The 22,376-nt window shown below is 44.9% G+C and carries 20 protein-coding genes and 3 tRNA genes; 14 read left to right on the forward strand and 9 right to left on the reverse strand.

Annotated elements, in window-relative coordinates; genetic code table 11:
• Positions 1 to 60 precede the first annotated feature (60 nt).
• The 5 genes from WKT20_RS04960 to WKT20_RS04980 are packed head-to-tail and all read right to left on the reverse strand — an operon-like array spanning position 61 to position 4,273.
• Positions 61 to 618, reverse strand: a complete 558-nt coding sequence (locus tag WKT20_RS04960; RefSeq protein WP_340416963.1) for a phosphatase PAP2 family protein — start codon at positions 616 to 618, stop codon at positions 61 to 63.
• Entirely contained in the window at positions 615 to 992 is a 378-nt protein-coding gene (locus WKT20_RS04965; RefSeq protein ID WP_117701336.1) for a diacylglycerol kinase family protein, read from the reverse strand. Before WKT20_RS04965 ends, WKT20_RS04960 begins: the two co-directional genes overlap by 4 nt.
• A gap of 8 nt (positions 993 to 1,000) precedes the next feature.
• Positions 1,001 to 1,759 (reverse strand): exodeoxyribonuclease III, encoded by a 759-nt coding sequence (locus WKT20_RS04970; protein ID WP_117673889.1) that lies wholly within the window; start codon positions 1,757 to 1,759, stop codon positions 1,001 to 1,003.
• Positions 1,760 to 1,764: 5 nt separating this feature from the next.
• Complete coding sequence (locus tag WKT20_RS04975; protein ID WP_178269842.1) at positions 1,765 to 2,472, reverse strand: porin family protein; 708 nt, start codon at positions 2,470 to 2,472, stop codon at positions 1,765 to 1,767.
• A gap of 1 nt (position 2,473) precedes the next feature.
• Complete coding sequence (locus WKT20_RS04980; protein ID WP_117673887.1) at positions 2,474 to 4,273, reverse strand: amino acid ABC transporter substrate-binding protein; 1,800 nt, start codon at positions 4,271 to 4,273, stop codon at positions 2,474 to 2,476.
• A 199-nt stretch (positions 4,274 to 4,472) separates the two neighbouring features.
• Here WKT20_RS04980 and uvrA point away from each other — a divergent pair, with 199 nt between their 5' ends.
• Genes uvrA through WKT20_RS04995 form a run of 3 tightly spaced genes read left to right on the forward strand, consistent with a single transcriptional unit; the run spans position 4,473 to position 8,604 of the window.
• Complete coding sequence (gene uvrA / locus WKT20_RS04985; RefSeq protein ID WP_340416964.1) at positions 4,473 to 7,310, forward strand: excinuclease ABC subunit UvrA; 2,838 nt, start codon at positions 4,473 to 4,475, stop codon at positions 7,308 to 7,310.
• The gene (ybaK, locus tag WKT20_RS04990) at positions 7,310 to 7,792 is read left to right on the forward strand and encodes a Cys-tRNA(Pro) deacylase (RefSeq protein ID WP_007562878.1); all 483 of its coding nucleotides are present in this window, start codon (positions 7,310 to 7,312) and stop codon (positions 7,790 to 7,792) included. Before uvrA ends, ybaK begins: the two co-directional genes overlap by 1 nt.
• A 26-nt stretch (positions 7,793 to 7,818) precedes the next feature.
• Positions 7,819 to 8,604: a DnaJ domain-containing protein gene (locus WKT20_RS04995; RefSeq protein ID WP_022054680.1), complete on the forward strand. Its 786-nt coding sequence runs from the start codon at positions 7,819 to 7,821 to the stop codon at positions 8,602 to 8,604.
• Positions 8,605 to 8,782: 178 nt separating this feature from the next.
• Here WKT20_RS04995 and WKT20_RS05000 read toward each other — a convergent pair whose 3' ends face one another.
• Positions 8,783 to 9,217, reverse strand: coding sequence for a DUF6078 family protein (locus WKT20_RS05000; RefSeq protein WP_340416965.1), 435 nt, complete (start codon positions 9,215 to 9,217; stop codon positions 8,783 to 8,785).
• 33 nt (positions 9,218 to 9,250) lie between these two features.
• Entirely contained in the window at positions 9,251 to 10,426 is a 1,176-nt protein-coding gene (locus WKT20_RS05005; RefSeq protein ID WP_340416966.1) for a dicarboxylate/amino acid:cation symporter, read from the reverse strand.
• 109 nt (positions 10,427 to 10,535) lie between these two features.
• On the opposite strand from WKT20_RS05005, the gene WKT20_RS05010 reads away from it, so the two are divergent.
• A complete protein-coding gene (locus WKT20_RS05010; protein ID WP_007562864.1) occupies positions 10,536 to 12,089 on the forward strand; it encodes a carbon-nitrogen hydrolase family protein in 1,554 nt (517 codons plus the stop codon).
• Positions 12,090 to 12,154: 65 nt separating this feature from the next.
• On the opposite strand, the gene rfbC is transcribed toward WKT20_RS05010, so the two are convergent.
• Both rfbC and rfbA read right to left on the reverse strand, forming a co-directional pair.
• The gene (gene rfbC, locus WKT20_RS05015; protein WP_117673900.1) at positions 12,155 to 12,730 is read right to left on the reverse strand and encodes a dTDP-4-dehydrorhamnose 3,5-epimerase; all 576 of its coding nucleotides are present in this window, start codon (positions 12,728 to 12,730) and stop codon (positions 12,155 to 12,157) included.
• 20 nt (positions 12,731 to 12,750) lie between these two features.
• Positions 12,751 to 13,644: a glucose-1-phosphate thymidylyltransferase RfbA gene (gene rfbA / locus WKT20_RS05020; RefSeq protein ID WP_040313217.1), complete on the reverse strand. Its 894-nt coding sequence runs from the start codon at positions 13,642 to 13,644 to the stop codon at positions 12,751 to 12,753.
• A 194-nt stretch (positions 13,645 to 13,838) separates the two neighbouring features.
• Between rfbA and WKT20_RS05025 the strand changes: the two genes are divergently transcribed.
• From WKT20_RS05025 to WKT20_RS05070, 10 genes are all read left to right on the forward strand, one after another.
• Positions 13,839 to 13,910, forward strand: a tRNA-Cys gene (locus WKT20_RS05025).
• A 25-nt stretch (positions 13,911 to 13,935) separates the two neighbouring features.
• A tRNA-Cys gene (locus WKT20_RS05030) sits at positions 13,936 to 14,007 on the forward strand.
• Between the two features lie 15 nt (positions 14,008 to 14,022).
• Positions 14,023 to 14,095, forward strand: a tRNA-Lys gene (locus WKT20_RS05035).
• A gap of 142 nt (positions 14,096 to 14,237) precedes the next feature.
• The gene (locus WKT20_RS05040; RefSeq protein WP_340416967.1) at positions 14,238 to 15,224 is read left to right on the forward strand and encodes a GntR family transcriptional regulator; all 987 of its coding nucleotides are present in this window, start codon (positions 14,238 to 14,240) and stop codon (positions 15,222 to 15,224) included.
• Between the two features lie 104 nt (positions 15,225 to 15,328).
• Positions 15,329 to 17,101: an L-fucose isomerase gene (gene fucI, locus WKT20_RS05045; RefSeq protein ID WP_270653800.1), complete on the forward strand. Its 1,773-nt coding sequence runs from the start codon at positions 15,329 to 15,331 to the stop codon at positions 17,099 to 17,101.
• A gap of 72 nt (positions 17,102 to 17,173) precedes the next feature.
• Positions 17,174 to 17,812 (forward strand): class II aldolase/adducin family protein, encoded by a 639-nt coding sequence (locus WKT20_RS05050; RefSeq protein WP_278454476.1) that lies wholly within the window; start codon positions 17,174 to 17,176, stop codon positions 17,810 to 17,812.
• A complete protein-coding gene (locus WKT20_RS05055) occupies positions 17,809 to 19,152 on the forward strand; it encodes a rhamnulokinase (RefSeq protein WP_340416968.1) in 1,344 nt (447 codons plus the stop codon). The genes WKT20_RS05050 and WKT20_RS05055 overlap by 4 nt, the downstream gene beginning before the upstream one ends.
• Before the next feature lie 42 nt (positions 19,153 to 19,194).
• Positions 19,195 to 20,508 carry an L-fucose:H+ symporter permease gene (gene fucP, locus WKT20_RS05060; RefSeq protein WP_117701354.1) on the forward strand — a complete coding sequence of 438 codons (1,314 nt, stop codon included), beginning with the start codon at positions 19,195 to 19,197 and terminating at the stop codon, positions 20,506 to 20,508.
• 123 nt (positions 20,509 to 20,631) lie between these two features.
• Positions 20,632 to 21,534: a cytochrome c biogenesis protein ResB gene (locus WKT20_RS05065; RefSeq protein WP_340416969.1), complete on the forward strand. Its 903-nt coding sequence runs from the start codon at positions 20,632 to 20,634 to the stop codon at positions 21,532 to 21,534.
• 28 nt (positions 21,535 to 21,562) lie between these two features.
• Complete coding sequence (locus WKT20_RS05070; RefSeq protein WP_340416970.1) at positions 21,563 to 22,345, forward strand: cytochrome c biogenesis protein; 783 nt, start codon at positions 21,563 to 21,565, stop codon at positions 22,343 to 22,345.
• Positions 22,346 to 22,376 lie beyond the last annotated feature (31 nt).

The following is a 22,376-nucleotide window of genomic DNA, read 5'->3' on the forward strand; positions in this document are numbered from 1 at the left end:
ATCTGTTCGGAAGTGGACGCAGCAGGAAATGGTTTGCTGCGTACATGCTTCCGGGATTATTCAGAACTTTAAAGAGGTATAGAGTCCGCAATAACCGTCACCGGCTACGGGACTGATGGCTAAATCATGTTTCTTGGCAAACGGACGAGTAAAAAGATAGGAGCTTCCGACTCCGATAGCCGCACCGGCCGCTACATCCCACCAGTCATGTTTTTTTCCGTATACACGGCTCCAGCCTACATAAGTGGAGACCACATAGGCAGGAAGTCCCCATTTCCATCCGTAACGTCGCTGGATGAAAGAGGCAGCTGTAAAAGATACAGAGGTATGCATGGACGGAAATGAATGACTGTCGCTGTGGTCGGGACGTTCTTTTTTAACCGCATATTTCAATGCGTATGTAACTCCTAATGTGGTAATTCCAGCCAATGCGCCCTGTTTCAGTCCTTGCCAGTCTTTTTCAATAAGTATGGCTGTTAGTCCGGCTACGGGAAGCAGTACGGCACCCACATCACCGGAAGTACGCACGGCTTTCCGGGGCTGGCTGATTTCAAGCTGTTGTGCCTGTAAAGACACGCTGAGGCAGAGTGCTGACAACAAAATCATGATAGGTTTCATGACAAGGTAAGAATTTTAGGGATGAATATTATTAATCCGACAGTGGCTGCGCTGATAGCCAGAATTAATACGGCACCAGCTGCCAGATCCTTTGTACGCTTGATGGCTTCGTTGTATTCTGGCGAAACTAAATCGGCCAGTGCTTCAATGGAAGAATTGACTGCTTCTGCAGCCAGTACGGAACCAATGGCAAATACAATGGCTATCCATTCAGTGGAAGAAAGTCCAATTAGCCATCCTGCCAGGGTTACACATACTGCGGCGAAACAATGAATCCAGGCGTTGTGTTCGCGTGTAATCAGCAGACGGATACCGTTTCCAGCAAATTTAAAACTCCGTAAACGCTTTCGTAAGGTAAATCCTTCGTTCTTCATGCGGCAAATTAAATTTCAACGGTCACTTCCACGGGGCAATGGTCCGAGCCGAATATTTCCGTGTGAATCTTCGCTTCTTTCAGCTTGTCGGCAAGACTGGCTGAGGCCAAAAAGTAGTCAATACGCCACCCTGCATTCTTCTCACGTGCCTTGAAACGGTAAGACCACCAGGAATAGATATTGGTTTGCTCGGGATAGAAGTAGCGGAAGGTATCGATGAATCCGGCATCTAACAGCAATTGAAATTTTTCGCGTTCCTGGTCGGTAAAGCCCGCATTCATCCGGTTGGTTTTCGGATTCTTCAGGTCAATTTCTTTGTGGGCTACATTCAGGTCACCGCATATCAATACGGGTTTGCTCTGGTCTAACTTCTGCAAGTAAGCGCGGAAATCATCATCCCATGTCATGCGGTAGTCCAGACGTTTCAGGCCATCCTGCGAATTCGGTGTGTAGACTGTTACCAGAAAGAATTTTTCCATCTCCAGTGTAATGACACGTCCTTCATGGTCGTGCTCATCAATTCCCAGACCGTAAGTTACTTGCAGGGGCTGGTGCTTGGTAAAGATGGCAGTACCGGAATATCCTTTCTTCTCGGCATAATTCCAGTAGGAAGTATAGCCTTCAAAAGAGAGGTCAAGCTGTCCTTCCTGCATCTTCGTCTCTTGCAGGCAGAAAAAATCAGCATCAAGTTGGGTAAATATGTCTCGGAAACCTTTGTCGCAGCAGGCACGCAGCCCGTTTACGTTCCAGGATATAAGTTTAATCATACAAATTATTTTTTCAAATCAAATAAATAAGTCAGACGTCCGCCAATGTAAGAATGGGCAGAACGTGAGAAATAATCTTTTTTACTGTTGTTGTAGAAATCGCTCAGACCGAAATAATAACGGGCTTCCAGAAGGAAATGACCGATACCTGTACGTATTTCCAAACCTCCTCCTCCTACGATTCCGTAGTCAAATTTTCGGTCGGCAAATTTTCCGTATTGTTCATCAGTCCCTTGCGGACGGTTGGTGGTATCCCAGGTCGACGGGTCGCTGTAAAATTCTTTTTCGCCTAAAAGGAAGCCTACTTGCGGACCCAGGTTGATGATAAATCGGGCTCCATTTCCTTTGTCTTTCCCGAAAGCCAGATGGGCCAGCAGAGGGACTTCTATGTAGTTCATGGCACGGTGGTAGGTATTGTTACTTCCGTCTTCAATGACTTCCTTCCATCCTCGCTGGGAAAAGTTGATTTCTCCCTGTATACCACAAATCATTTTGAAGTATTTCTCAGAGATATAACGGACTGTAAGACCAAATTCCGGTGCAATGAAGTTCGTCTGCTTGATGCTGGGGGTGAAACTGACAGAGTTTAAGTTTACTCCTCCATTGATTCCCACGGATAGATTATGCCGTTCGTCTTGCAATTGGGCAAACAACGACAAGGGCAGCATGCAAAGCAGACAGCATATAAAAATCAGTTGTCGGTATCTTTTCATTTTATTCAAAATCAAGTTTGATCAATTCATAATTCTTGGTCAGATGAACAAAAAATACTTTCCGGTTGATAAAGCCACCCCAGTTGTTGACTCTCTCAAATTTGAATCCGGTTTGAATGGGAGTAACAGATACTTTATCCAGATTTTCTTCGAATTTATTGCCTTGTTGTGACAAGCCCTTCAGGAAGAAATATCCCGTATCAAATCCCAGCATACCGTATTTGGGGAAAGTGTTCGCCATGTCTTTGCTATACCAGCGGCGGTAGCTTTGGGTGAACCGGACAGCTTCCGGGAACAGGTTGTTGGTATAGAACGATGAATAGAAATACGTATCCAGTTCATAGAAGCTGGCCAGATGTTCCTGTGTGTAAGTTTGCCATTCCGGATAACCGAACAGGTGCATGTCGAAATGCGGATGTGAACGTAATACATTAGTCAGCTGAGGAAGTATCCGGGTCAGTGCCGAACTACGTCCGGAAGTCGGAATAAAAATATTTTCCCTCAGTGTATCCATGGCTGCAATGATTCTTTCCGGAGCGATTTCGCTGCTTAGCTGAATCTGCTTGAAGTCTACACGGTTGTCTTTTAACTCGCTTTTCAGGCCATTGATGAATTCATTTTTTTCCTTGTCTCCATTAGCCGGATCGACAAATATGATGCGGGCCTTACTGAATTTACGGAGAAAATGGTCATACGCTTCTGAGTAAAAATAAGATTGCGGTGTGTTAATCTGATAGACCATCGGATTATTGAACACCTGGTCCACTTTCGGAGCAAAAGGAACGACCAGTCGTATTTTGTTACGCTCTGCAAAATTTGCCAGCGGTTCGATGTTTGAAGTATGGACAGGTCCGAAGATGATGTCCATATTCTTCATTTCCGGTTTGTTGAGAATGCTTGAAATAACATTGGTGCTGCCTTTCGTGTCGTAGGTATATAAATCAACCGAAACACCCTGACGTTTCAAACTGTCTACGGCAATCAGGAAGCCTTCGTAATATTCCACCATGCGGGTCTGCTCTTCAGGTTTGATACTTCCGGAAGCGGTAAACGGAAGCATCACGGCTGCCTGAATGGTTCGCAGAGATTTAGAAGCCGTTTTGCTTTGCTTGAACAGTTCTTCATTGGATGGTGTTTGATCCATTGTGGGAGTAGGTGTTGCTGCAGGCTGGCTGCTCTTAGGGTAAGGAATAAAGATGAACATACCTTTTTTCAGCTTCCCGTTTTTCAATTCCGGATTTAGCGCCAGCAAATCTTCTTGTGTGATGCCATATTCCTGACAGATGCTGAAGATAGTTTCCTTTCGTTCCACTTTATGCATTTCTTTCCATCCTTTCTGGGTAGTAGAAGGAGTGGAAGATTGAGCTGGAGCGAGGGGAGTGACCGGATCCGTCACACTTTCCGTAGGGATTGAGATTACCTGTCCCACGCGGAAATTGCTGGCACTCAGACCAGGGTTGGCATCGCAGATAGCCTGTGCGCTGATATTGTATTTCACCGTCAGCTGGTAAAGCGTTTCTCCAGCCTGTATAGTATGGAATCTTCCGTTCTTGCTGGAAGAAGAGGAGTTTGCCTGGGGAATTTTCAATGCTTCTCCTACCCGGATTTGCTTGTCGCTTCCCGGATTCAAACGTACAATGTCGTCAATGGACACATGGTACATGTTTGCAATGGAGTAAAGACTCTGTCCTCTGCTTACTGTATGTAGAAAATAATTGTTTCCGTTCTGTGCGAAGGTAGTTATTCCGGCGTTTCCTAAAGTCAAAGCCAGCGAAAGGCAAACTATCTGAAAGAATCTCATGGTTATTATGGATTTGTTGAGTGGCAAAAGTACAAAAAAAATTGCATTGTCGAATGAAAATGGAAAAGTAAATATCTCTATCTTTGATTCTCGAAGATAGGATGCGGCTCGGCATAGCCAAATCTGAAAACTTTGTTTTCCGTTTGTCTCTGTTCTCGCCTTTCACTATCTTTGCAAAGATATCATTGATGGATAATGTATGACTGAAGGAACAGAAACGATTTGTGTACAAGGAGCTCGGGTACACAACCTGAAAAATATAGATGTGGAAATCCCTCGTGACAGCTTGACGGTGATTACCGGATTGAGCGGAAGCGGAAAGTCTTCTCTGGCATTTGATACGCTGTTTGTAGAAGGGCAGCGCCGTTATATTGAAACTTTCTCTGCCTATGCCCGTAACTTTTTGGGAGGGATGGAACGGCCGGATGTGGATAAGATTACAGGATTGAGTCCGGTGATTTCCATCGAACAGAAGACGACGAACAAGAATCCACGTTCTACCGTGGGAACAACCACCGAGATTTATGATTATCTGCGACTGCTGTTTGCCCGTGCGGGTACGGCTTATTCCTATCTTTCGGGTGAGAAGATGGTGAAATATACCGAAGAACAGATTCTGGATTTGATACACCGTGATTATAAAGGAAAACGCATTTATATCCTGGCACCTCTGGTGCGTACGCGTAAAGGACATTACAAGGAATTGTTCGAGCAGGTACGTAAGAAGGGCTATCTCTATGTACGTGTAGATGGAGAAGTGAAGGAAATCGTACACGGCATGAAGCTGGACCGTTACAAGAATCATGACATAGAGGTGGTGATTGACAAGATAGTGGTCACGGAAAAGGAAGAAAGCCGCTTAAAGCAGAGCGTAGCTACAGCCATGCAGCAGGGTGACGGATTGTTGATGATACTGGATGCACAGACGGAAAGTGTGCGTCACTACAGCAAACGCCTGATGTGTCCGGTGACGGGACTTTCTTACAAGGAGCCGGCACCGCATAACTTCTCGTTCAACTCTCCGCAGGGGGCCTGCCCGCGTTGCAAGGGACTGGGATATGTCAACTTGATTGATGTGGACAAGGTGATTCCGGAGCGTTCGCTTTCGGTGTATGAAGGAGCTGTGGCTCCGTTAGGGAAATACAAGAACGTAATGATATTCTGGCAGTTGGAAGCGTTGCTTGAACGCTATGAAGCTACGTTGAAGACACCGGTGAGTGAGTTGCCGGAAGATGCCATCAATGAGATTCTGTATGGATGCGATGAGCGCTTGAAAATCAAGAGTACACTAATTCATGCCACTTCCGATTACTTTATTTTATACGAGGGCATCGTGAAATACATTCAGATGATGCAGGAAAAGGAAGCTTCTGCCACCGCACAGAAATGGGCGGAACAGTTTGCTAAGACGGATGTGTGTCCCGATTGTAAAGGAGCACGTCTGAACAAGGAAGCCTTGCATTTCCGCATCCACGACAAGAATATTTATGAACTGGCCACGATGGACATCAGTGAGTTGTATGACTGGGTGTGCCATGTGGAAGACTTTCTGGAAGACAAGCAACGTCTGATAGCAACGGAAATCCTGAAAGAAATACGTACCCGACTGAAATTCCTGCTGGATGTGGGACTGGACTATCTGTCGTTGAACCGTTCATCAGTCACACTTTCGGGAGGAGAAAGCCAGCGTATTCGTCTGGCCACGCAGATTGGTTCTCAGCTGGTGAATGTGTTGTATATTCTGGATGAACCCAGTATCGGACTGCATCAGCGTGACAATATCCGGTTGATTAACTCCTTGAAAGAACTGCGCGATTTGGGAAATACCGTTATCGTAGTGGAACATGACAAGGACATGATGCTGGCTGCGGATTACGTGGTGGATATGGGACCGAAAGCCGGTCGCTTGGGTGGTGAGGTCGTTTTCTCCGGTACACCGGAAGAAATGATAAAGACCAACACCCTGACATCGCAGTATCTGAATGGAAAAATGAGTATCGAGGTTCCGGCAGAACGAAGAAAGGGCAACGGGCATTCTCTCGTGTTGAAAGGGGCACGTGGAAATAACCTGAAAGGCGATGATGTGGAGTTTCCATTGGGAAAACTTATCTGTGTGACCGGAGTATCCGGCAGCGGAAAGTCTACTTTGATAAATGATACCCTGCAACCGATTCTTTCCCAGCACTTCTACCGTTCACAGCAAGATCCTTTGCCGTATGACAGCATTGAAGGGCTGGAATACATTGACAAGGTGGTGAACGTAGACCAGTCGCCCTTAGGAAGAACCCCGCGTTCGAATCCGGCTACCTATACCGGAGTCTTTTCCGACATACGTAACTTGTTTGTCGGTCTTCCGGAAGCCAAGATTCGCGGCTATAAGGCAGGTCGTTTCTCTTTCAACGTATCGGGTGGACGCTGTGAGGCATGTGGAGGAAACGGTTACAAGACCATTGAAATGAACTTCCTTCCCGATGTGCTGGTGCCGTGTGAGGTCTGTCACGGAAAGCGTTATAACCGTGAAACGTTGGAAGTGCGCTATAAAGGTAAATCCATTGCCGATGTGCTGGACATGACCATCAACCGGGCAGTGGAATTCTTTGAAAACGTGCCGCAGATACTGAACAAAATCAAGGTGCTGCAGGAGGTGGGATTAGGATACATCAAGTTGGGGCAGCCCTCTACTACTTTGTCGGGAGGAGAGAGTCAGCGTGTGAAACTGGCTACTGAACTGGCTAAAAGGGATACCGGAAAGACTATCTATATTTTGGATGAACCGACCACCGGACTGCATTTTGAAGACATTCGGGTACTGATGAACGTGTTGAACCGTCTGGTAGAAAAAGGAAATACCGTCATTGTCATAGAGCACAACCTGGATGTCATTAAGATGGCAGACTATATTATCGATATGGGACCGGAAGGCGGAAAGGCCGGAGGACAGTTGCTGGTGTGCGGTACACCGGAAGAAGTGGCCCAGTCGGGTAAAGGATATACATCCGGATTTTTAAAAGAAGAACTGAAAGGAGTAACAAAATAATGGCAAAAGACAAGATTGCAAAAACCAATGCGGCCCGTTTGCTGGACCGGGATAAGGTGAAATATGAACTGGTTCCTTACGAGGTAGATGAAAATGATTTAAGTTGCGTACACGTAGCCGCTACTTTAGGAGAGAACATTGAACAGGTATTCAAGACGTTGGTGCTTCAAGGAGATAAGTCGGGTTACTTTGTCTGTGTGATTCCCGGTGAGCACGAAATCGACCTGAAGCTGGCAGCCAAGATTTCAGGCAACAAGAAATGCGACCTGATACCGATGAAAGAACTGCTTCCGCTGACGGGATACATTCGTGGAGGATGCTCTCCGATAGGGATGAAGAAGCATTTCCCTACATATATTCATCACACATGCAATGATTTCCCTTATATATACGTAAGTGCAGGAGTGAGAGGCTTGCAGGTGAAACTGGCTCCGGCTGATTTAATCAAGGTGAGTCAGGCTGAAGTTTGTACTTTATTTTAACTTGATAGAAAAAGAATTTATAATTTATGGGATACGGAAAATGGATTGGGGGAATCATGGGTTTCATGACCATGGGACCTCTTGGAGCCTTGGCAGGATTTGCCATCGGTTCTTTGTTCGATAAAAGCGTGACAGCACAAGAGGAAATGGACGGTGGCTATGGAAGTACGGCACAAGAAGATGTGTACACAGGCCAGCGTAACAGTTTTTTGTTTTCTATGCTAGTCATGGCTTCGTATATCATTCGTGCCGACGGACGCATCATGCACAGTGAAATGGAGTTTGTGCGTCAGTTCTTGCGCGTGAATTTCGGAGAGGCTTCTGTCAGTGAAGGAGAGCGTATTTTGCTGAATCTGTTTGAACAGCGCAAGCGCATGGAGCAGAATGACCCTTCTGCCTTTCGTCGTACCATTCGGGAGTGCGGAGCGCAGATTGCTGCCAATCTGACGTATGAACAGCGTTTGCAGTTGCTCGATTTTCTGGTGAAGATTGCACAGAGCGACGGAAATGTTTGTGCGGCAGAAGTGGATGCCTTAAAGGAAGTAGCTCAGTCCATGCAGTTGTCCATGCAGGAAGTCGATTCCATGTTGAACCTGAGAGGCGATTCGCTGGAAGATGCCTACAAGGTGCTGGAAATCGAACCTACAGCTTCAGATGAGGAAGTCCGTAAGGCGTATCGTAACCTGGTACTGAAACATCATCCAGACCGTGTGGCTACGTTGGGAGAAGACATCCGGAAAGCTGCCGAAGAAAAGCTACAACGCATCAATGATGCCAAGGAGCGTATTTTCAAGGCAAGAGGAATGAAATAAATAGCATAAAGGCCTGCTTCGTTTTTTATGTTGCAGGCCTTTATTGTGTTTCCTTTTATTGTTTTGATATACAGTACTATATATTCCGTGAGTACTACTTAAGGAGTACTGTAGTACTTTCTTGGCAGTACTGCAGTACTTTCAGCAAAGTACTCGAGTACTTCTTAGAAAGTACTGGCTAATCGAACCAGTTGAATCCCTCTTCCTTTAAATCGAAGTCTAGATTTTCTGTGACTCCTGCCTGTTTCAGGGCCTTGCGAATGATTTCTTGTTCTTGGAGGTTCAGCTTTCTGTCTCCTCTTCTTCTTTCAAAGTAAGGATTTCGTCCGAAACGTGCAATCAGAAAATTCATGAACTTCTGGTATTGTTCGGGATACATTCGCTTTTTCATTTGTGTGAAGCCACGCATGTAGGTTACGGGAGCGGCATCACGATAGTACGGACATGAATGGTCTTTAGTGCATCGGGTAGGATTGACTAAATGTAGAAAAGCTTCTCGTTCCAGTAATACCGGATAAGCCAGTTGACGAAGACAGGTGGAACCGCAAGTACAATCTGTATGTGCGCATACGGAAAAATTGGCCGGAGCCTCTTTGTAAAGATTCTTTTTCATAAACGTGTTTTTTTATGTTTGATTGATTAAATGTCATTTTTTGAGTGTCTTCGACTTCCCGAACCATTTGTCAATGAGCAGAGCCAATGCGCCATCCCCAGTTACATTGCAAGCAGTACCGAAACTGTCCATGGCAATGTAAAGAGCAATCATCAGTGCCTGTGCATTCTCATCGAATCCCAGCATGGACGACAGGATACCGAGCGAAGCCATGATGGCACCTCCCGGAACTCCCGGCGCAGCTACCATTGTCACTCCTAACATAAAGATGAATCCGGCGAACATCTGGAAATCGTAGGGAATGTCCTGCATCATCATCAAGGCCAGGGCGCAGGCCACAATCTTCATGGTACTTCCGGACAGATGGATGGTGGCACACAGAGGGATGACAAATCCGGCGATACCCTCATTCACTCCGTTTTGTATAGTCTGTTTCAGGGTAACGGGAATCGTAGCGGCCGATGACTGTGTACCTAATGCCGTAAAGTAGGCCGGCATCATTCTTGCTAACAGGCGGAACGGATTCTTGCCCACGAACATTCCGGCAATGCAGTATTGGAATATCAGCAGGAAAATATGCAGAAGGAAGATGATTCCGATAATCTTGACAAAGACAGCCAGCACGTGGAATACTTGTCCGGAGTGAGTCATGTTGAAGAAGATTCCGAAGATGTAAATCGGAAGTAGGGGAAGTATGACAGCCTGTATGGTCTTGACAATAATTTCCTTGAAGTCGTTGCACGCATTTTTCAAGTAATTCGTATCCAGATGTGCCAGTCCCAGTCCGACAGTAAATGCCATAACGAGGGCAGTCATCACGTTGAGAGGTTCCGGAATGGCTACCGTGAAGAAAGGGGTAACACCTTTGGCCTCACTGATTTCGGATAAAGGAATATTTCGGGTAATAAGGTCAGGAAAGAAGATTTCTCCTACACCGAATGAAAGAAAACCGGAGAACAGTGTGGCTCCGTAAGCCAGAAGTACAGTGGCTACTAGCATTTTCCCGGCACCTTTCCCAATATCGGCAATGGCGGGGGTAACCAGTCCGACGATGATAAGCGGAATGATAAAATTCAGGAACTGGCTGAACAATGCGTTGAATGTCACGAACACGCGTACGGGAAGTTCCGGTGAAACCGTTCCGGCGGCAATACCCAATGCGATGGCAATCAGAATTTGTGGCAGGAGGCCTAGTTTAATCTTTTTCATATCGTTGACCTTTTGGAGCAAAGATAGTATAATAATCCTGAATAAATGATACACCCTGCCTGGAGAAATGATTACTTTTGTGTCCGTGAAAAAATAATTTAACGAAATTATGGAATCGACTCAAAAGAAGATTAACAAAGTAGAGCTTCGAAACTTGCAGATTGAAGACTACGCACAGCTTGCCCAGTCGTTTACCCGCGTATATGCAGATAAAGATGTGTTCTGGACACACGAACAAATTGAGAAACTAATCAGTATTTTTCCCGAAGGACAGATTGTAACGGTTGTAGATGATAAGATAGTGGGGTGTGCACTTTCCATTATTGTAGATTATGATATGGTGAAAGGTGATCATACCTATGCCAAGGTGACTGGAAATGAAACTTTCAATACGCATAATCCGAAAGGTAATATTTTGTATGGTATTGAGGTGTTTATTCATCCGGAATATCGTGGATTACGTTTGGCACGTCGTATGTATGAGTATCGCAAGGAGTTGTGTGAAAAATTGAACCTGAAAGCTATCATGTTTGGTGGCCGAATTCCCAACTATTACAAATATGCAGACCAGATGCGTCCGAAGGAGTATATAGAGAAAGTCCGTTCGCGTGAAATCTATGACCCGGTACTGACTTTCCAGCTCTCTAATGACTTTCATGTTCGCAGAGTGATGCGTAATTACCTTCCAAACGACGAGGAGTCAAAGCACTGTGCAACCTTGCTTCAATGGGATAATATTTATTATCAGCCGCCTACGGACTCGTTTGTGGATAAAAAGACGACGGTGAGAGTCGGACTGGTACAATGGCAGATGCGTTCATATCAGACGCTGGATGATGTGTTTGAGCAGGTAGAGTTTTTTATCGATGCCGTATCGGGATACAAGAGCGATTTCGTGCTGTTCCCTGAATATTTTAATGCACCGCTGATGGCAAAATTCAATCACATGGGTGAAGCTCAGTCAATCCGTGCATTGGCACAGTACACGGAAGAAATCAGAGATCGTTTCATTAATCTGGCCATTAAGCATAACATCAACATCATTACCGGTAGTATGCCTTATGTGAAGGAAGATGGTGGACTTTATAATGTAGGTTTCCTTTGCCGTCGTGACGGAACATACGAGATGTACGAAAAGATTCATGTCACTCCCGATGAAGTAAAGAGCTGGGGATTGAGTGGTGGAAAAAGAGTACAGACCTTTGAAACCGACTGTGCTAAAATCGGTGTGTTGATATGTTATGACGTGGAATTCCCGGAACTGTCTCGTCTGATGGCAGATCAGGGCATGCAAATTCTGTTTGTTCCGTTCCTGACCGATACGCAGAACGGATATTCACGTGTACGTGTATGTGCGCAGGCACGTGCCATCGAAAATGAATGTTTTGTGGTTATTGCCGGAAGTGTAGGTAACCTTCCTCGTGTGCATAATATGGACATCCAATATGCGCAGTCGGGAGTCTTTACTCCTTGTGACTTTGCCTTCCCGACCGACGGAAAACGTGCGGAAGCTACTCCGAATACGGAAATGATTCTGGTTTCAGATATTGACCTGGATTTGCTGAATGCACTTCATACTTACGGAAGCGTACGTAATCTGCGTGACCGTCGTAACGACTTGTATGAACTTCGTATGAAGAAGAATGCGCTGGAAAATAATTGAAGAGTAAAATAAGAGGCATAAAAATCCCCAGGTTGCATTGAACGACCCGGGGATTTTTTTTATGCTTACTCTTTGTATAAATCTTCATGATAATCAAACAGCCATTCCGCGTCGGCCAATAGAGGATGGTGTTTGTCTTTTTCTGAAAGGATGACCTTCTCCGTCGGAATTCTCCAGTCAATTTTCAGTGCCGGATCGTTCCAGGCAATGGCTCCCTCGCTTTGAGGTGCATAGAAGTTATCACATTTGTACTGGAAAATAACTTCGTCGCTCAATACGCTGAATCCGTGAGCAAATCCGCGTGGAATGAAAAACTGGCGGTGGTTGTCTTCTGTCAGCTCCACGGCTACGTGCTGTCCGAATGTCGGAGAGCCTTTCCGTATATCTACCGCCACATCCAGTACGGCTCCTTTTATGACCCTTACCAGCTTGCTTTGTGCAAAGGGTGGTTTCTGGAAATGCAGTCCACGCAATACTCCGTAGCTGGATTTACTTTCATTGTCTTGTACAAAATGAATGGTGCGTACCTGTTTATCAAAATCTCTTTGGGAAAAAGATTCAAAAAAGTAACCTCTTTCATCTTTAAACAGGCGAGGTTCAATGATGACCACTCCTTCAATCTCTGTCTTTATTACTTCCATTTTTATATGATGAAAATCATTTATTGGTTGTTTCTTTCCAATTCGTCAATTACCTTCAATAGATATTGGCCGTACTGGTTTTTCAGCATCGGCTGAGCCAGTTCACGCATCTTTTCAGGAGTAATCCATCCTTGTCGCAGGGCAATACCTTCCAGGCAGGCTACTTTCAGGCCTTGGCGTTTTTCGATAACTTCGATATAAGTGGATGCTTCAGCCAATGAATCGTGTGTACCGGTATCCAGCCAGGCAAATCCTCTGCCTAAAGTTTGCACTTTCAGTTCACCGTCGGCCAGGAAACGCTGGTTGACGGTGGTGATTTCCAGCTCTCCGCGTGCGGAGGGTTTGATTTGTTTGGCTACTTCTACTACCTTATTAGGATAGAAGTAAAGTCCCGTTACGGCATAGTTTGATTTAGGATGCTGTGGCTTCTCTTCAATGGAGAGACAGTTTCCTTCTTTGTCGAATTCTGCCACTCCGTAACGTTCCGGGTCACTTACCCAGTAACCGAATACGGTAGCTTTTCCTTCTTCTTCGGCCATGCGTACTGCTTCTTTCAGCATGACGGTGAAGCTGTTGCCATGGAAGATATTATCTCCTAGTACCAGACAGGCTGCATCATTGCCGATAAATTTTTCTCCAATAAGAAATGCCTGTGCCAATCCGTCGGGTGAAGGTTGTTCTGCATATTCAAAGTGTACTCCGAAATCACTTCCATCACCTAACAGTCTGCGGAATCCCGGCAAATCATAGGGAGTAGAAATAATCAGGATGTCACGTATTCCTGCCAACATCAGGACAGATATGGGATAATAAATCATGGGTTTGTCGAAAACAGGAAGAAGTTGTTTGGAAACTCCTTTTGTAATGGGGTAAAGGCGGGTACCTGAACCTCCGGCAAGAACAATACCTTTCATTTCTATTGTATTTAAATTGGTTTCTTGCAAAGAAAGACGTTTTTTGTGAGAACTCAAAGATAAGAGGAGGTAAAAGGGGATAAAAAGTTGTTTTTGTAAAGAAAAATACAAATTCCTGTCTTCAGGTATTGCAGGTTTAAAAAATAGTTGTACCTTTGCAACGCATTTGAGAAAAACAAGTGCAGCGAGCATCTGGTTCCTTGGATGAGTGGCTTAGTCAGCGGTCTGCAAAACCGTGTACGGCGGTTCGAATCCGCCAGGAACCTCGCAAATTAGAAAGAGAGAACTTTTGGTTCCTTGGATGAGTGGCTTAGTCAGCGGTCTGCAAAACCGTGTACGGCGGTTCGAATCCGCCAGGAACCTCTAGAAAGTTTGAATGCACTCTTAGCTCAGTTGGTAGAGCAACTGACTCTTAATCAGTGGGTCCAGGGTTCGAATCCCTGAGGGTGTACGAAAAGAGATTACCACAATGGTAGTCTCTTTTTTTATGTCTTTTCCTAAAATCTGCTCTTAAACATAGCTAATACTTTTGCGGTCTTGTATAAAATCTTTTCCTTTGCGTCAGGATAGTTCAGCACAGATAAAGTATTGATATGGAAAAGAATATAAAATTCGGGCAACAGTCTACCAAAGTGAAGCAGCTGTCGGATCTCATCGAACAGGATATTTTGGTAGGAAAGTACCGTACGGATACGAGTCTGCCTTCCATCAATGCGTTGAGTAAGACTTATCATGTGTCACGGGATACCGTATTTAAAGCTTTTGCGGATTTGCGTGAGCGAAAACTGATAGATTCTACTCCCGGTAAAGGGTATTATGTAACTAACCGGAAAGAAAAGATTTTTTTATTGCTGGACGAATATTCTCCTTTCAAGAATATCTTATATAATAGTTTTGTCAAGAAACTTTCTGTGTCATACAAGGTAGATCTCTGGTTTCATCAATATAATGAACATATTTTTAATACCATTTTATGCGAGGCCATAGGAAGGTATAATTATTATGTGGTGATGAACTTTGATAATGAGAAGTTTTCTCCTTTATTTGATAAGATTCCTTCTTCCCGCCTTTTGCTGCTTGATTTCGGTAAGTTTGAAAAAGGAAATCACTCCTATATCTGTCAGAATTTTGATGATGCTTTTTATAAAGCCTTGACTCAGCTGACTGCTCGTCTGGAGCGTTACCGGAAAATTGTATTCCAGCTGCCCCAGGAGTCTAAACATCCACAAACCTCTGTTCAAAGTTTTGAAGCTTATTGTTCAGATAATCATTTTGTAGGTGAAGTAGTGAACGAGGAAGATATACAAGAGGTAGAAAAAGGGGTGGTGTATGTAGTCATCCGTCAGACGGATGTGGTGAATGTGATTAAGCGAAGCAGGCTGAACGGTTTGAAATGTGGAGTCGATTTTGGACTGATAGCATATAACGATACGCCGGCATACGAGGTGATAGACGAAGGGATTACCGCTCTCAGTATTAATTGGGAGGAAATGGGCCGAAAAGCTGCACATTTTATTCTTACGGGTGATGTGGTGCAGGAGTTTTTACCCACCGAAGTACATCTGCGGAATTCAGTGTAAGTATAAAATTCAATATTATTATATTGTAGTGTCAGCACAGTTCAGTATGGATGGATTTAATTAGAAAGAAAAGAAATTGCATTAACTTTATAAATAATCGAAACATGAAAAATTATCCGAAAATCGGGATTCGTCCCACTATCGACGGACGTCAGGGTGGCGTACGTGAAAGCCTTGAAGAAAAGACTATGAATCTTGCCAAAGCCGTAGCAGAACTTATTTCTTCTAATTTGAGAAACGGTGATGGTAGTCCGGTAGAATGTGTCATTGCGGATTCTACTATCGGTCGTGTAGCTGAAAGCGCAGCTTGTGCCGAAAAATTTGAGCGTGAAGGCGTAGGAGCTACCATTACAGTCACTTCTTGCTGGTGCTATGGAGCAGAAACAATGGATATGAATCCGTATTACCCGAAAGCGGTATGGGGATTTAACGGTACGGAAAGACCGGGTGCCGTATACCTGGCTGCTGTTCTGGCTGGGCATGCACAAAAAGGTTTGCCGGCATTTGGTATTTACGGACGTGATGTACAGGATATTGAAGATAATACCATTCCGGCAGATGTGGCAGAAAAGATTTTGCGTTTTGCCCGTGCGGCTCAGGCGGTAGCTACCATGAGAGGCAAGTCTTATCTTTCTATGGGTAGTGTGTCTATGGGTATTGCCGGTTCAATTGTGAATCCGGATTTCTTCCAGGAATATTTGGGCATGCGTTGTGAGTCTGTAGATTTGACAGAAATCATTCGTCGTATGACTGAAGGAATTTACGATAAGGAAGAATACGCCAAAGCGATGGCTTGGACTGAAAAATATTGCAAGAAAAACGAAGGAAAGGATTTCAATGTAGAAGCCAAGACTAAGACACGTGTGGAAAAAGAAGCTGATTGGGATTTCATTGTGAAGATGACCATTATCATGCGCGATTTGATGAAAGGTAATCCGAAGTTGAAGGAAATGGGATTCAAGGAAGAAGCACTTGGTCACAATGCTATTGCGGCTGGTTTCCAGGGACAGCGTCAGTGGACGGACTTCTACCCGAACGGTGACTTCTCTGAAGCCTTGCTGAATACTTCTTTCGACTGGAACGGTATTCGTGAAGCTTACGTACTGGCTACTGAAAATGATGCCTGCAACGGAGTAGCTATGCTCTTCGGCCATTTGCTGACTAATCGTGCACAGATTTTCTCTGACGTACGTACTTATTGGAGCCCGGAAGCTGTGAAACGTGTGACTGGTAAGGAGCTGACCGGACTGGCAAAGAATGGTATTATCCATTTGATTAACTCTGGAGCTACTACTTTGGATGGTACTGGACAGCAGACAGATGCAGAAGGTAATCCGACCATGAAACCGTCGTGGGAGATTACAGAAACTGAGGTTGAAAAATGTTTGGAAGCTACTACATGGTATCCTGCTAACCGGGATTATTTCCGTGGTGGTGGTTTCTCTTCTAACTTCCTGTCAAAAGGCGGTATGCCTGTGACCATGAGCCGCTTGAATCTGATTAAGGGACTGGGTCCGGTGCTCCAGATTGCAGAAGGATGGACGGTAGAAATTGATCCGGAAATCCACAAGCTGCTTGATGAACGTACTGACCGTACATGGCCTACTACCTGGTTTGTACCTCGTTTGTGCGATAAACCAGCCTTCAAGGATGTATATTCTGTAATGAATAACTGGGGAGCCAATCACGGTGCCATCAGTTACGGACATATAGGTCAGGATTTGATTACGCTTGCTTCTATTCTTCGTATACCGGTATGTATGCACAATGTGGAAGATGATAAGATTTTCCGCCCTGCTGCATGGAATGCTTTCGGTATGGATAAAGAAGGTGCTGATTACAGAGCATGTCAAAATTACGGACCGATCTATAAATAATTAATTTTACGCTGCCGGAACTGGCGGACTCTCCGTCTGTTCCGGCTTTTATTTTCTACTAATAAAAAAATCATGATTCATAACGAACATATTGAAGAGTTTGTAAAACAGGCTCATCGGGTAGGTGATGCCGGATTGACGGTATGCAGTAGTGGTAACCTTTCATGGCGTGTAGGCGATGAAGTGCTGGTTTCCAGTACAGGTTCATGGGTGCCTTCTTTGACAAAAGATAAAGTGGCTGTTTGCCGTTTGGAAACGGGTGAAATACTCAATGGGGTAAAACCTTCTATGGAAAGTGTGTTCCATTTAGGTGTTTTGAGAGAGCGTCCCGACGTTAATGTAGTACTTCACTTTCAGTCTCCATACGCTACCGCAGTGGCATGTATGGAAGAAACACCAAAGGATTTTAATGTGACAGCCGAAGTTCCTTGCCATGTTGGGGCTGAGATTCCGGTTATTCCTTATTTCCGTCCGGGTTCTAAAGAGTTGGCCGAAGCCGTGATTGCGGCCATGAAAGACCATAACTCCGTATTGCTTCAGAAGCACGGACAGGTGGTTTGCGGAAAAGACTTCAATCAGGCTTTTGAGCGAGCCATGTTTTTTGAGATGGCTTGTCGCATAATTGTGCTTTCCGGGGGAAAATACAAGACCTTGACAAAAGAAGAGATTGACGACCTTGAAATGTACATTTTAGGTAAGAAGACAAAATGAAAGAAGCATATTTGGCAATTGACTTTGGAGGAGGTAGTGGCAGGGTGATTGCCGGCTACCTTTCCGAGGGTGAACTTGTGCTGGATACGATATACCGATTTCCTAACCGTCAGGTACGGATGGGAGGACATGTATACTGGGATTTCCTTTCCCTGTTTGAGGATATGAAGACCGGCATCCGTATGGCAGTAGAAAAAGGCTATACGTTGAAGAGTATCGGAATTGATACGTGGGGTGTGGATTTCGGACTGATAGACAAACAGGGAAATTTGTTGGGTAATCCGGTGTGTTATCGCGACAGCCGTACGGAAGGGATGCCTGAAGAGTTTTTCTCGAAAGTGGACGTAAAGGTGCACTATGCAGAATCTGGTACGCAGGTAATGGCCATCAATACCTTGTTTCAGTTGTATGCCATGAAGAAGGAAGATAATGCGCAGTTGAAGGTAGCCGACAAGTTGCTTTTCATGCCCGATCTGTTCAGCTATTATCTTACGGGAGTGGCTAATAATGAGTATAGCATAGCTTCTACGTCGGAACTGCTGGATGCCAAAGCACGTACCTGGAATTTCAAGTTGATTCGGGAACTGGGGCTTCCGGAGCATCTTTTCGGTGAAGTGGTTATGCCGGGAACTTCCCGCGGCTTTTTGAAACCGGTAATCAAGGAACAGATAGGAGTAGATTACGAGGTAGAAGTGATTGCTGTGGCTTCGCACGATACGGCCAGCGCGGCCAGTGTAGTGCCTCTTTCTGCCAAAGGAGAAAAGGTGGCTTTCCTGAGTTCGGGCACTTGGTCCTTGCTGGGGGTAATGAGCGATGAACCGATTCTGACGGAAGAAGCCCGTCTGGCAGGATTTACCAATGAAGGAGGCTCGGATGGAAAAATTTGTTTTTTACAGAATATTACCGGACTTTGGATACTTCAGAAACTGATGCAGGAATGGAAGGAAGAGGGAAAGGATGTAGCTTATTCCACCTTACTGCCGGCTGCGGAAGTGGCAGAAACCGATGCTTTGATTGACGTGGACGATACAGCTTTCCAGTGTCCGGTAAGTATGGCTGAGGCGATTACGAATTATTGTATTGCACATCAGCAAACACCACCTTCCACGCAGGGAGAATTTGTGAAATGTGTCCTTCGGTCATTGGCGTTGCGCTATAAAACGGGTATGGAAGCACTGAACCTGCTTTTGCCTGAACCAGTAACAAAGCTTTATGTGATTGGTGGAGGAAGTCAGAACAAATACCTGAACCGGTTGACAGAAGAAGCTATTGGCATTCCTGTGGTAGAAGGACCGGTTGAGGCAACTGCCATCGGTAACATCAGGCAGCAAATGAAGTAAAAACACCAAGAGGGCTGTAGCCGTCACTTAAAATCTAACACCATGAGTAATACATCAGAAAACAAATCTATACTGAAGAAGGATGGAGTAAGCTATCTGGTTCCGTTCATTCTGATTACCTTCTGCTTTGCCCTATGGGGCTTTGCCAACGACATAACTAACCCTATGGTCAAAGCTTTTTCCAAAATATTCAGGATGAGCGTAACCGACGGGACTTTGGTTCAGGTGGCTTTTTATGGCGGATATTTTGCTATGGCCTTTCCGGCAGCCATGTTTATCCGTAAATATACTTATAAAGCCGGAGTCATGATGGGACTGGGCTTGTATGCCGTGGGAGCCTTGGCTTTCTTTCCTGCCAAGCTGACCGGAAGCTATTATCCGTTCTTGTTGGCTTATTTTGTCATGACTTGCGGATTATCTTTTCTGGAAACCAGTTGTAATCCTTATATCTTGTCAATGGGAACGGAAGAAATGGCCACCCGTCGTTTGAACTTGGCTCAGGCATTTAATCCTATAGGCTCATTGATGGGGATGTTTGTCGCTATGAACTTCATTCAGAACCAGCTACATCCGATGGATACGGCCGAACGTGCCCAGCTTAGTCAGGCTGAATTTGAAGCAATTCGTGACGCTGACTTGACTATTCTCATTACTCCTTATCTGACCATTGGTATTGTAATCTTGGTAATGCTTCTCATCATTCGTATGTCCAAGATGCCGAAGAATGCGGATCAGTCTCATTCCATAAATTTTCTTCCTACATTGAAACGTTTGTATGCCGTGAAACGTTATCGTTATGGAGTAGTGGCACAGTTCTTCTATGTAGGTGCACAGATTATGTGTTGGACTTTCATTATCCAGTATGGTACTCGTCTGTTCATGGCACAAGGAATGGAGGAACAGGCAGCCGAAGTCTTGTCACAGAAATATAACATCGTGGCCATGGTCATTTTTTGTATCAGCCGTTTTGTGTGTACCCTGATGTTGAAGTATATTAATCCAGGACAGTTATTGAAAGTGCTGGCCATTGCTGCTTCCTTGTGTGTGCTGGGAGTAATTTTCTTGCAGAACATATACGGTATGTATTGTCTGGTAGGCATCTCAGCCTGCATGTCGCTGATGTTCCCTACCATTTACGGTATCGCATTGAAAGGAATGGGCGATGATGCCAAGTTTGGTGCCGCAGGATTGATTATGGCTATTTTGGGCGGGTCGGTACTTCCTCCTTTGCAGGCCGCTATCATTGATTGCAAGACCTTGTGGGGGATGCCTGCAGTGAATCTGTCGTTTGTACTTCCGCTCGTTTGTTTCGTGGTTATTACCATATATGGCCACAGAATGCGTCGGGAGCATTAAAAAAGGAGGATAACAAATCTTTTTTCCGAATTTTGCAGGGAAAAAGATTTGTTATCTTTACAATTTTGTTGCAGTATTAAATAAGCTCTCTATCTTTGCACATATTTCACCAACGACTGATGAATGAACTTCAAGACTAACTTACTATTCATTTTATTATTGCTGCTGTCTGTGGCAGCCCAATGTGTTTTTGGCAATTTTCCGTTTGCCTTTTTTGCTTTTCCATTAGATGCTATTTTAGCCTTACTGTGGATTGCATTGATAGGATATGGCTATAAGGAGAAGCGTCATTCGGAAGCTGTCCGTCTGTGGCTTTCTCCGCAATGTACCTGCTGGACATTAGGCTGGTTTTTGGCCGGTTGTCTGGTGATAGGCTTGTTTCCCCAGTTTTCTGCGCAAGAGGCTGCAGAGAAGTCGGGTCTATTTTCTCGTTTGGGGTGCTATAATTTTATGTCTTCCTGGATTTTTGTTACCGGATTATTCGGATTGCTGACTCATTTGGGAATGATTACCGTAAGACGTTTTTTCACGCCGGGGCGTAATCGGTGGCGTTTTATGCTGAATCATGCCGGATTGTGGCTGGCGCTCTTTGCCGGATTTATGGGAAGTGCAGAGGAACAGACCTTACGCATTCCGGTATTTCGAGCTAATCCGAACAATGAAGCTTTTACTTCCGGGGGAAATGTGGTATACCTGGAAAAACCGTTGCAGCTGACAAACTTTACTGTAGAGCATTATCCTAATGGTATGCCACGCCGCTTCTTTGCTGAAGTGTCAATGGACGGAAAACCGATACATCTGGAAGTAAATCAGCCCTATTCGGCAAGCTGGGCAGAAGATTATTACCTGACTTCCTATGATGTGCATTCTGCCGAACCGGAATACTGCGTAGTGCAGATTGTGCGTGAGCCGCTGAAATACGTCATGCTGTTGGGCATTGTGATGATGCTGTGCGGAGGGTTACTGCTCTTTTTGGCAGGGCCAGACAAGCAGATGAGTAAATCTGTAAGTGAACTTGTTGACTGACTTTATATATAACTAACACTATTCTTGAATGATTACGTGGGATAATTTTTATTTGTTTGCCCTGCCTGCCATCGTTTTATGGGGAGCTGGAGTGGTTTTTGCCTTGTTCTCTAAAGAGCGGAGCCGATGGGCTATTGGGCTGACCTTGTCAGGTATACTGGTGTTTGCCGCCTTTATTACCGGATTTTGGTTGAGCCTTCAGCGTCCTCCTTTGCGCACCATGGGCGAGACCAGATTGTGGTATTCGTTCTTTATGGGTATATCCGGCTTGCTGACCTATCTTCGCTGGAAGTATCCCTGGATATTGTCTTTTTCCACTGTAGTAGGTGCGGTATTTGCGATTATCAATATTCTGAAACCGGAAATTCATGACCAGTCCCTTATGCCTGCCTTGCAAAGCCCGTGGTTTGTTCCTCATGTCACGGTGTATATGTTTTCCTATTCTGTATTAGGCTGTGCGTTCATCTTGGCCTGTATGGGACTTTACAAGCATCGGGAGAATTACCTTGAAGCCGCCGACAAGTTAGTTTATGCAGGATTGGCCTTTCTGACAGTCGGTATGCTGACCGGAGCGATCTGGGCAAAAGCAGCCTGGGGACATTATTGGAGCTGGGATCCGAAAGAAACCTGGGCAGCAGTTACGTGGACAGGTTATTTGCTGTACGTACATTTGCGCTTGTTCCGCAGGAATACTCCGCGTACGCTATACTGGATACTGATTGTGTCTTTCCTTTCACTACAGATGTGCTGGTATGGGGTGAATTACCTTCCTGCCGCACAGCAAAGTGTGCATTTATACAACCGTTCTTAGTATTTTAACGTGTGAGATATTTATTGAGTTA

It is taken from the genome of Phocaeicola sp. ICN-14070 (genome assembly GCF_037892625.1).
Lineage (GTDB): Bacteria > Bacteroidota > Bacteroidia > Bacteroidales > Bacteroidaceae > Phocaeicola > Phocaeicola plebeius.

Excerpts from the sequence above, each read along its gene's own strand:
- WKT20_RS05005 (WP_340416966.1), bottom strand. The coding sequence starts at position 10,426 with ATGAAAAAGATTAAACTAGGCCTCCTGCCACAAATTCTGATTGCCATC.
- WKT20_RS04980 (WP_117673887.1), bottom strand. The coding sequence starts at position 4,273 with ATGAGATTCTTTCAGATAGTTTGCCTTTCGCTGGCTTTGACTTTAGGA.
- WKT20_RS04975 (WP_178269842.1), bottom strand. The coding sequence starts at position 2,472 with ATGAAAAGATACCGACAACTGATTTTTATATGCTGTCTGCTTTGCATG.
- WKT20_RS05065 (WP_340416969.1), top strand. The coding sequence starts at position 20,632 with ATGAACTTCAAGACTAACTTACTATTCATTTTATTATTGCTGCTGTCT.
- rfbC (WP_117673900.1), bottom strand. The coding sequence starts at position 12,730 with ATGGAAGTAATAAAGACAGAGATTGAAGGAGTGGTCATCATTGAACCT.
- WKT20_RS05050 (WP_278454476.1), top strand. The coding sequence starts at position 17,174 with ATGATTCATAACGAACATATTGAAGAGTTTGTAAAACAGGCTCATCGG.
- WKT20_RS04965 (WP_117701336.1), bottom strand. The coding sequence starts at position 992 with ATGAAGAACGAAGGATTTACCTTACGAAAGCGTTTACGGAGTTTTAAA.
- WKT20_RS04995 (WP_022054680.1), top strand. The coding sequence starts at position 7,819 with ATGGGATACGGAAAATGGATTGGGGGAATCATGGGTTTCATGACCATG.
- WKT20_RS05055 (WP_340416968.1), top strand. The coding sequence starts at position 17,809 with ATGAAAGAAGCATATTTGGCAATTGACTTTGGAGGAGGTAGTGGCAGG.
- ybaK (WP_007562878.1), top strand. The coding sequence starts at position 7,310 with ATGGCAAAAGACAAGATTGCAAAAACCAATGCGGCCCGTTTGCTGGAC.
- fucI (WP_270653800.1), top strand. The coding sequence starts at position 15,329 with ATGAAAAATTATCCGAAAATCGGGATTCGTCCCACTATCGACGGACGT.
- uvrA (WP_340416964.1), top strand. The coding sequence starts at position 4,473 with ATGACTGAAGGAACAGAAACGATTTGTGTACAAGGAGCTCGGGTACAC.
- WKT20_RS05010 (WP_007562864.1), top strand. The coding sequence starts at position 10,536 with ATGGAATCGACTCAAAAGAAGATTAACAAAGTAGAGCTTCGAAACTTG.
- WKT20_RS05040 (WP_340416967.1), top strand. The coding sequence starts at position 14,238 with ATGGAAAAGAATATAAAATTCGGGCAACAGTCTACCAAAGTGAAGCAG.
- WKT20_RS05070 (WP_340416970.1), top strand. The coding sequence starts at position 21,563 with ATGATTACGTGGGATAATTTTTATTTGTTTGCCCTGCCTGCCATCGTT.
- WKT20_RS05000 (WP_340416965.1), bottom strand. The coding sequence starts at position 9,217 with ATGAAAAAGAATCTTTACAAAGAGGCTCCGGCCAATTTTTCCGTATGC.
- rfbA (WP_040313217.1), bottom strand. The coding sequence starts at position 13,644 with ATGAAAGGTATTGTTCTTGCCGGAGGTTCAGGTACCCGCCTTTACCCC.
- fucP (WP_117701354.1), top strand. The coding sequence starts at position 19,195 with ATGAGTAATACATCAGAAAACAAATCTATACTGAAGAAGGATGGAGTA.
- WKT20_RS04960 (WP_340416963.1), bottom strand. The coding sequence starts at position 618 with ATGAAACCTATCATGATTTTGTTGTCAGCACTCTGCCTCAGCGTGTCT.
- WKT20_RS04970 (WP_117673889.1), bottom strand. The coding sequence starts at position 1,759 with ATGATTAAACTTATATCCTGGAACGTAAACGGGCTGCGTGCCTGCTGC.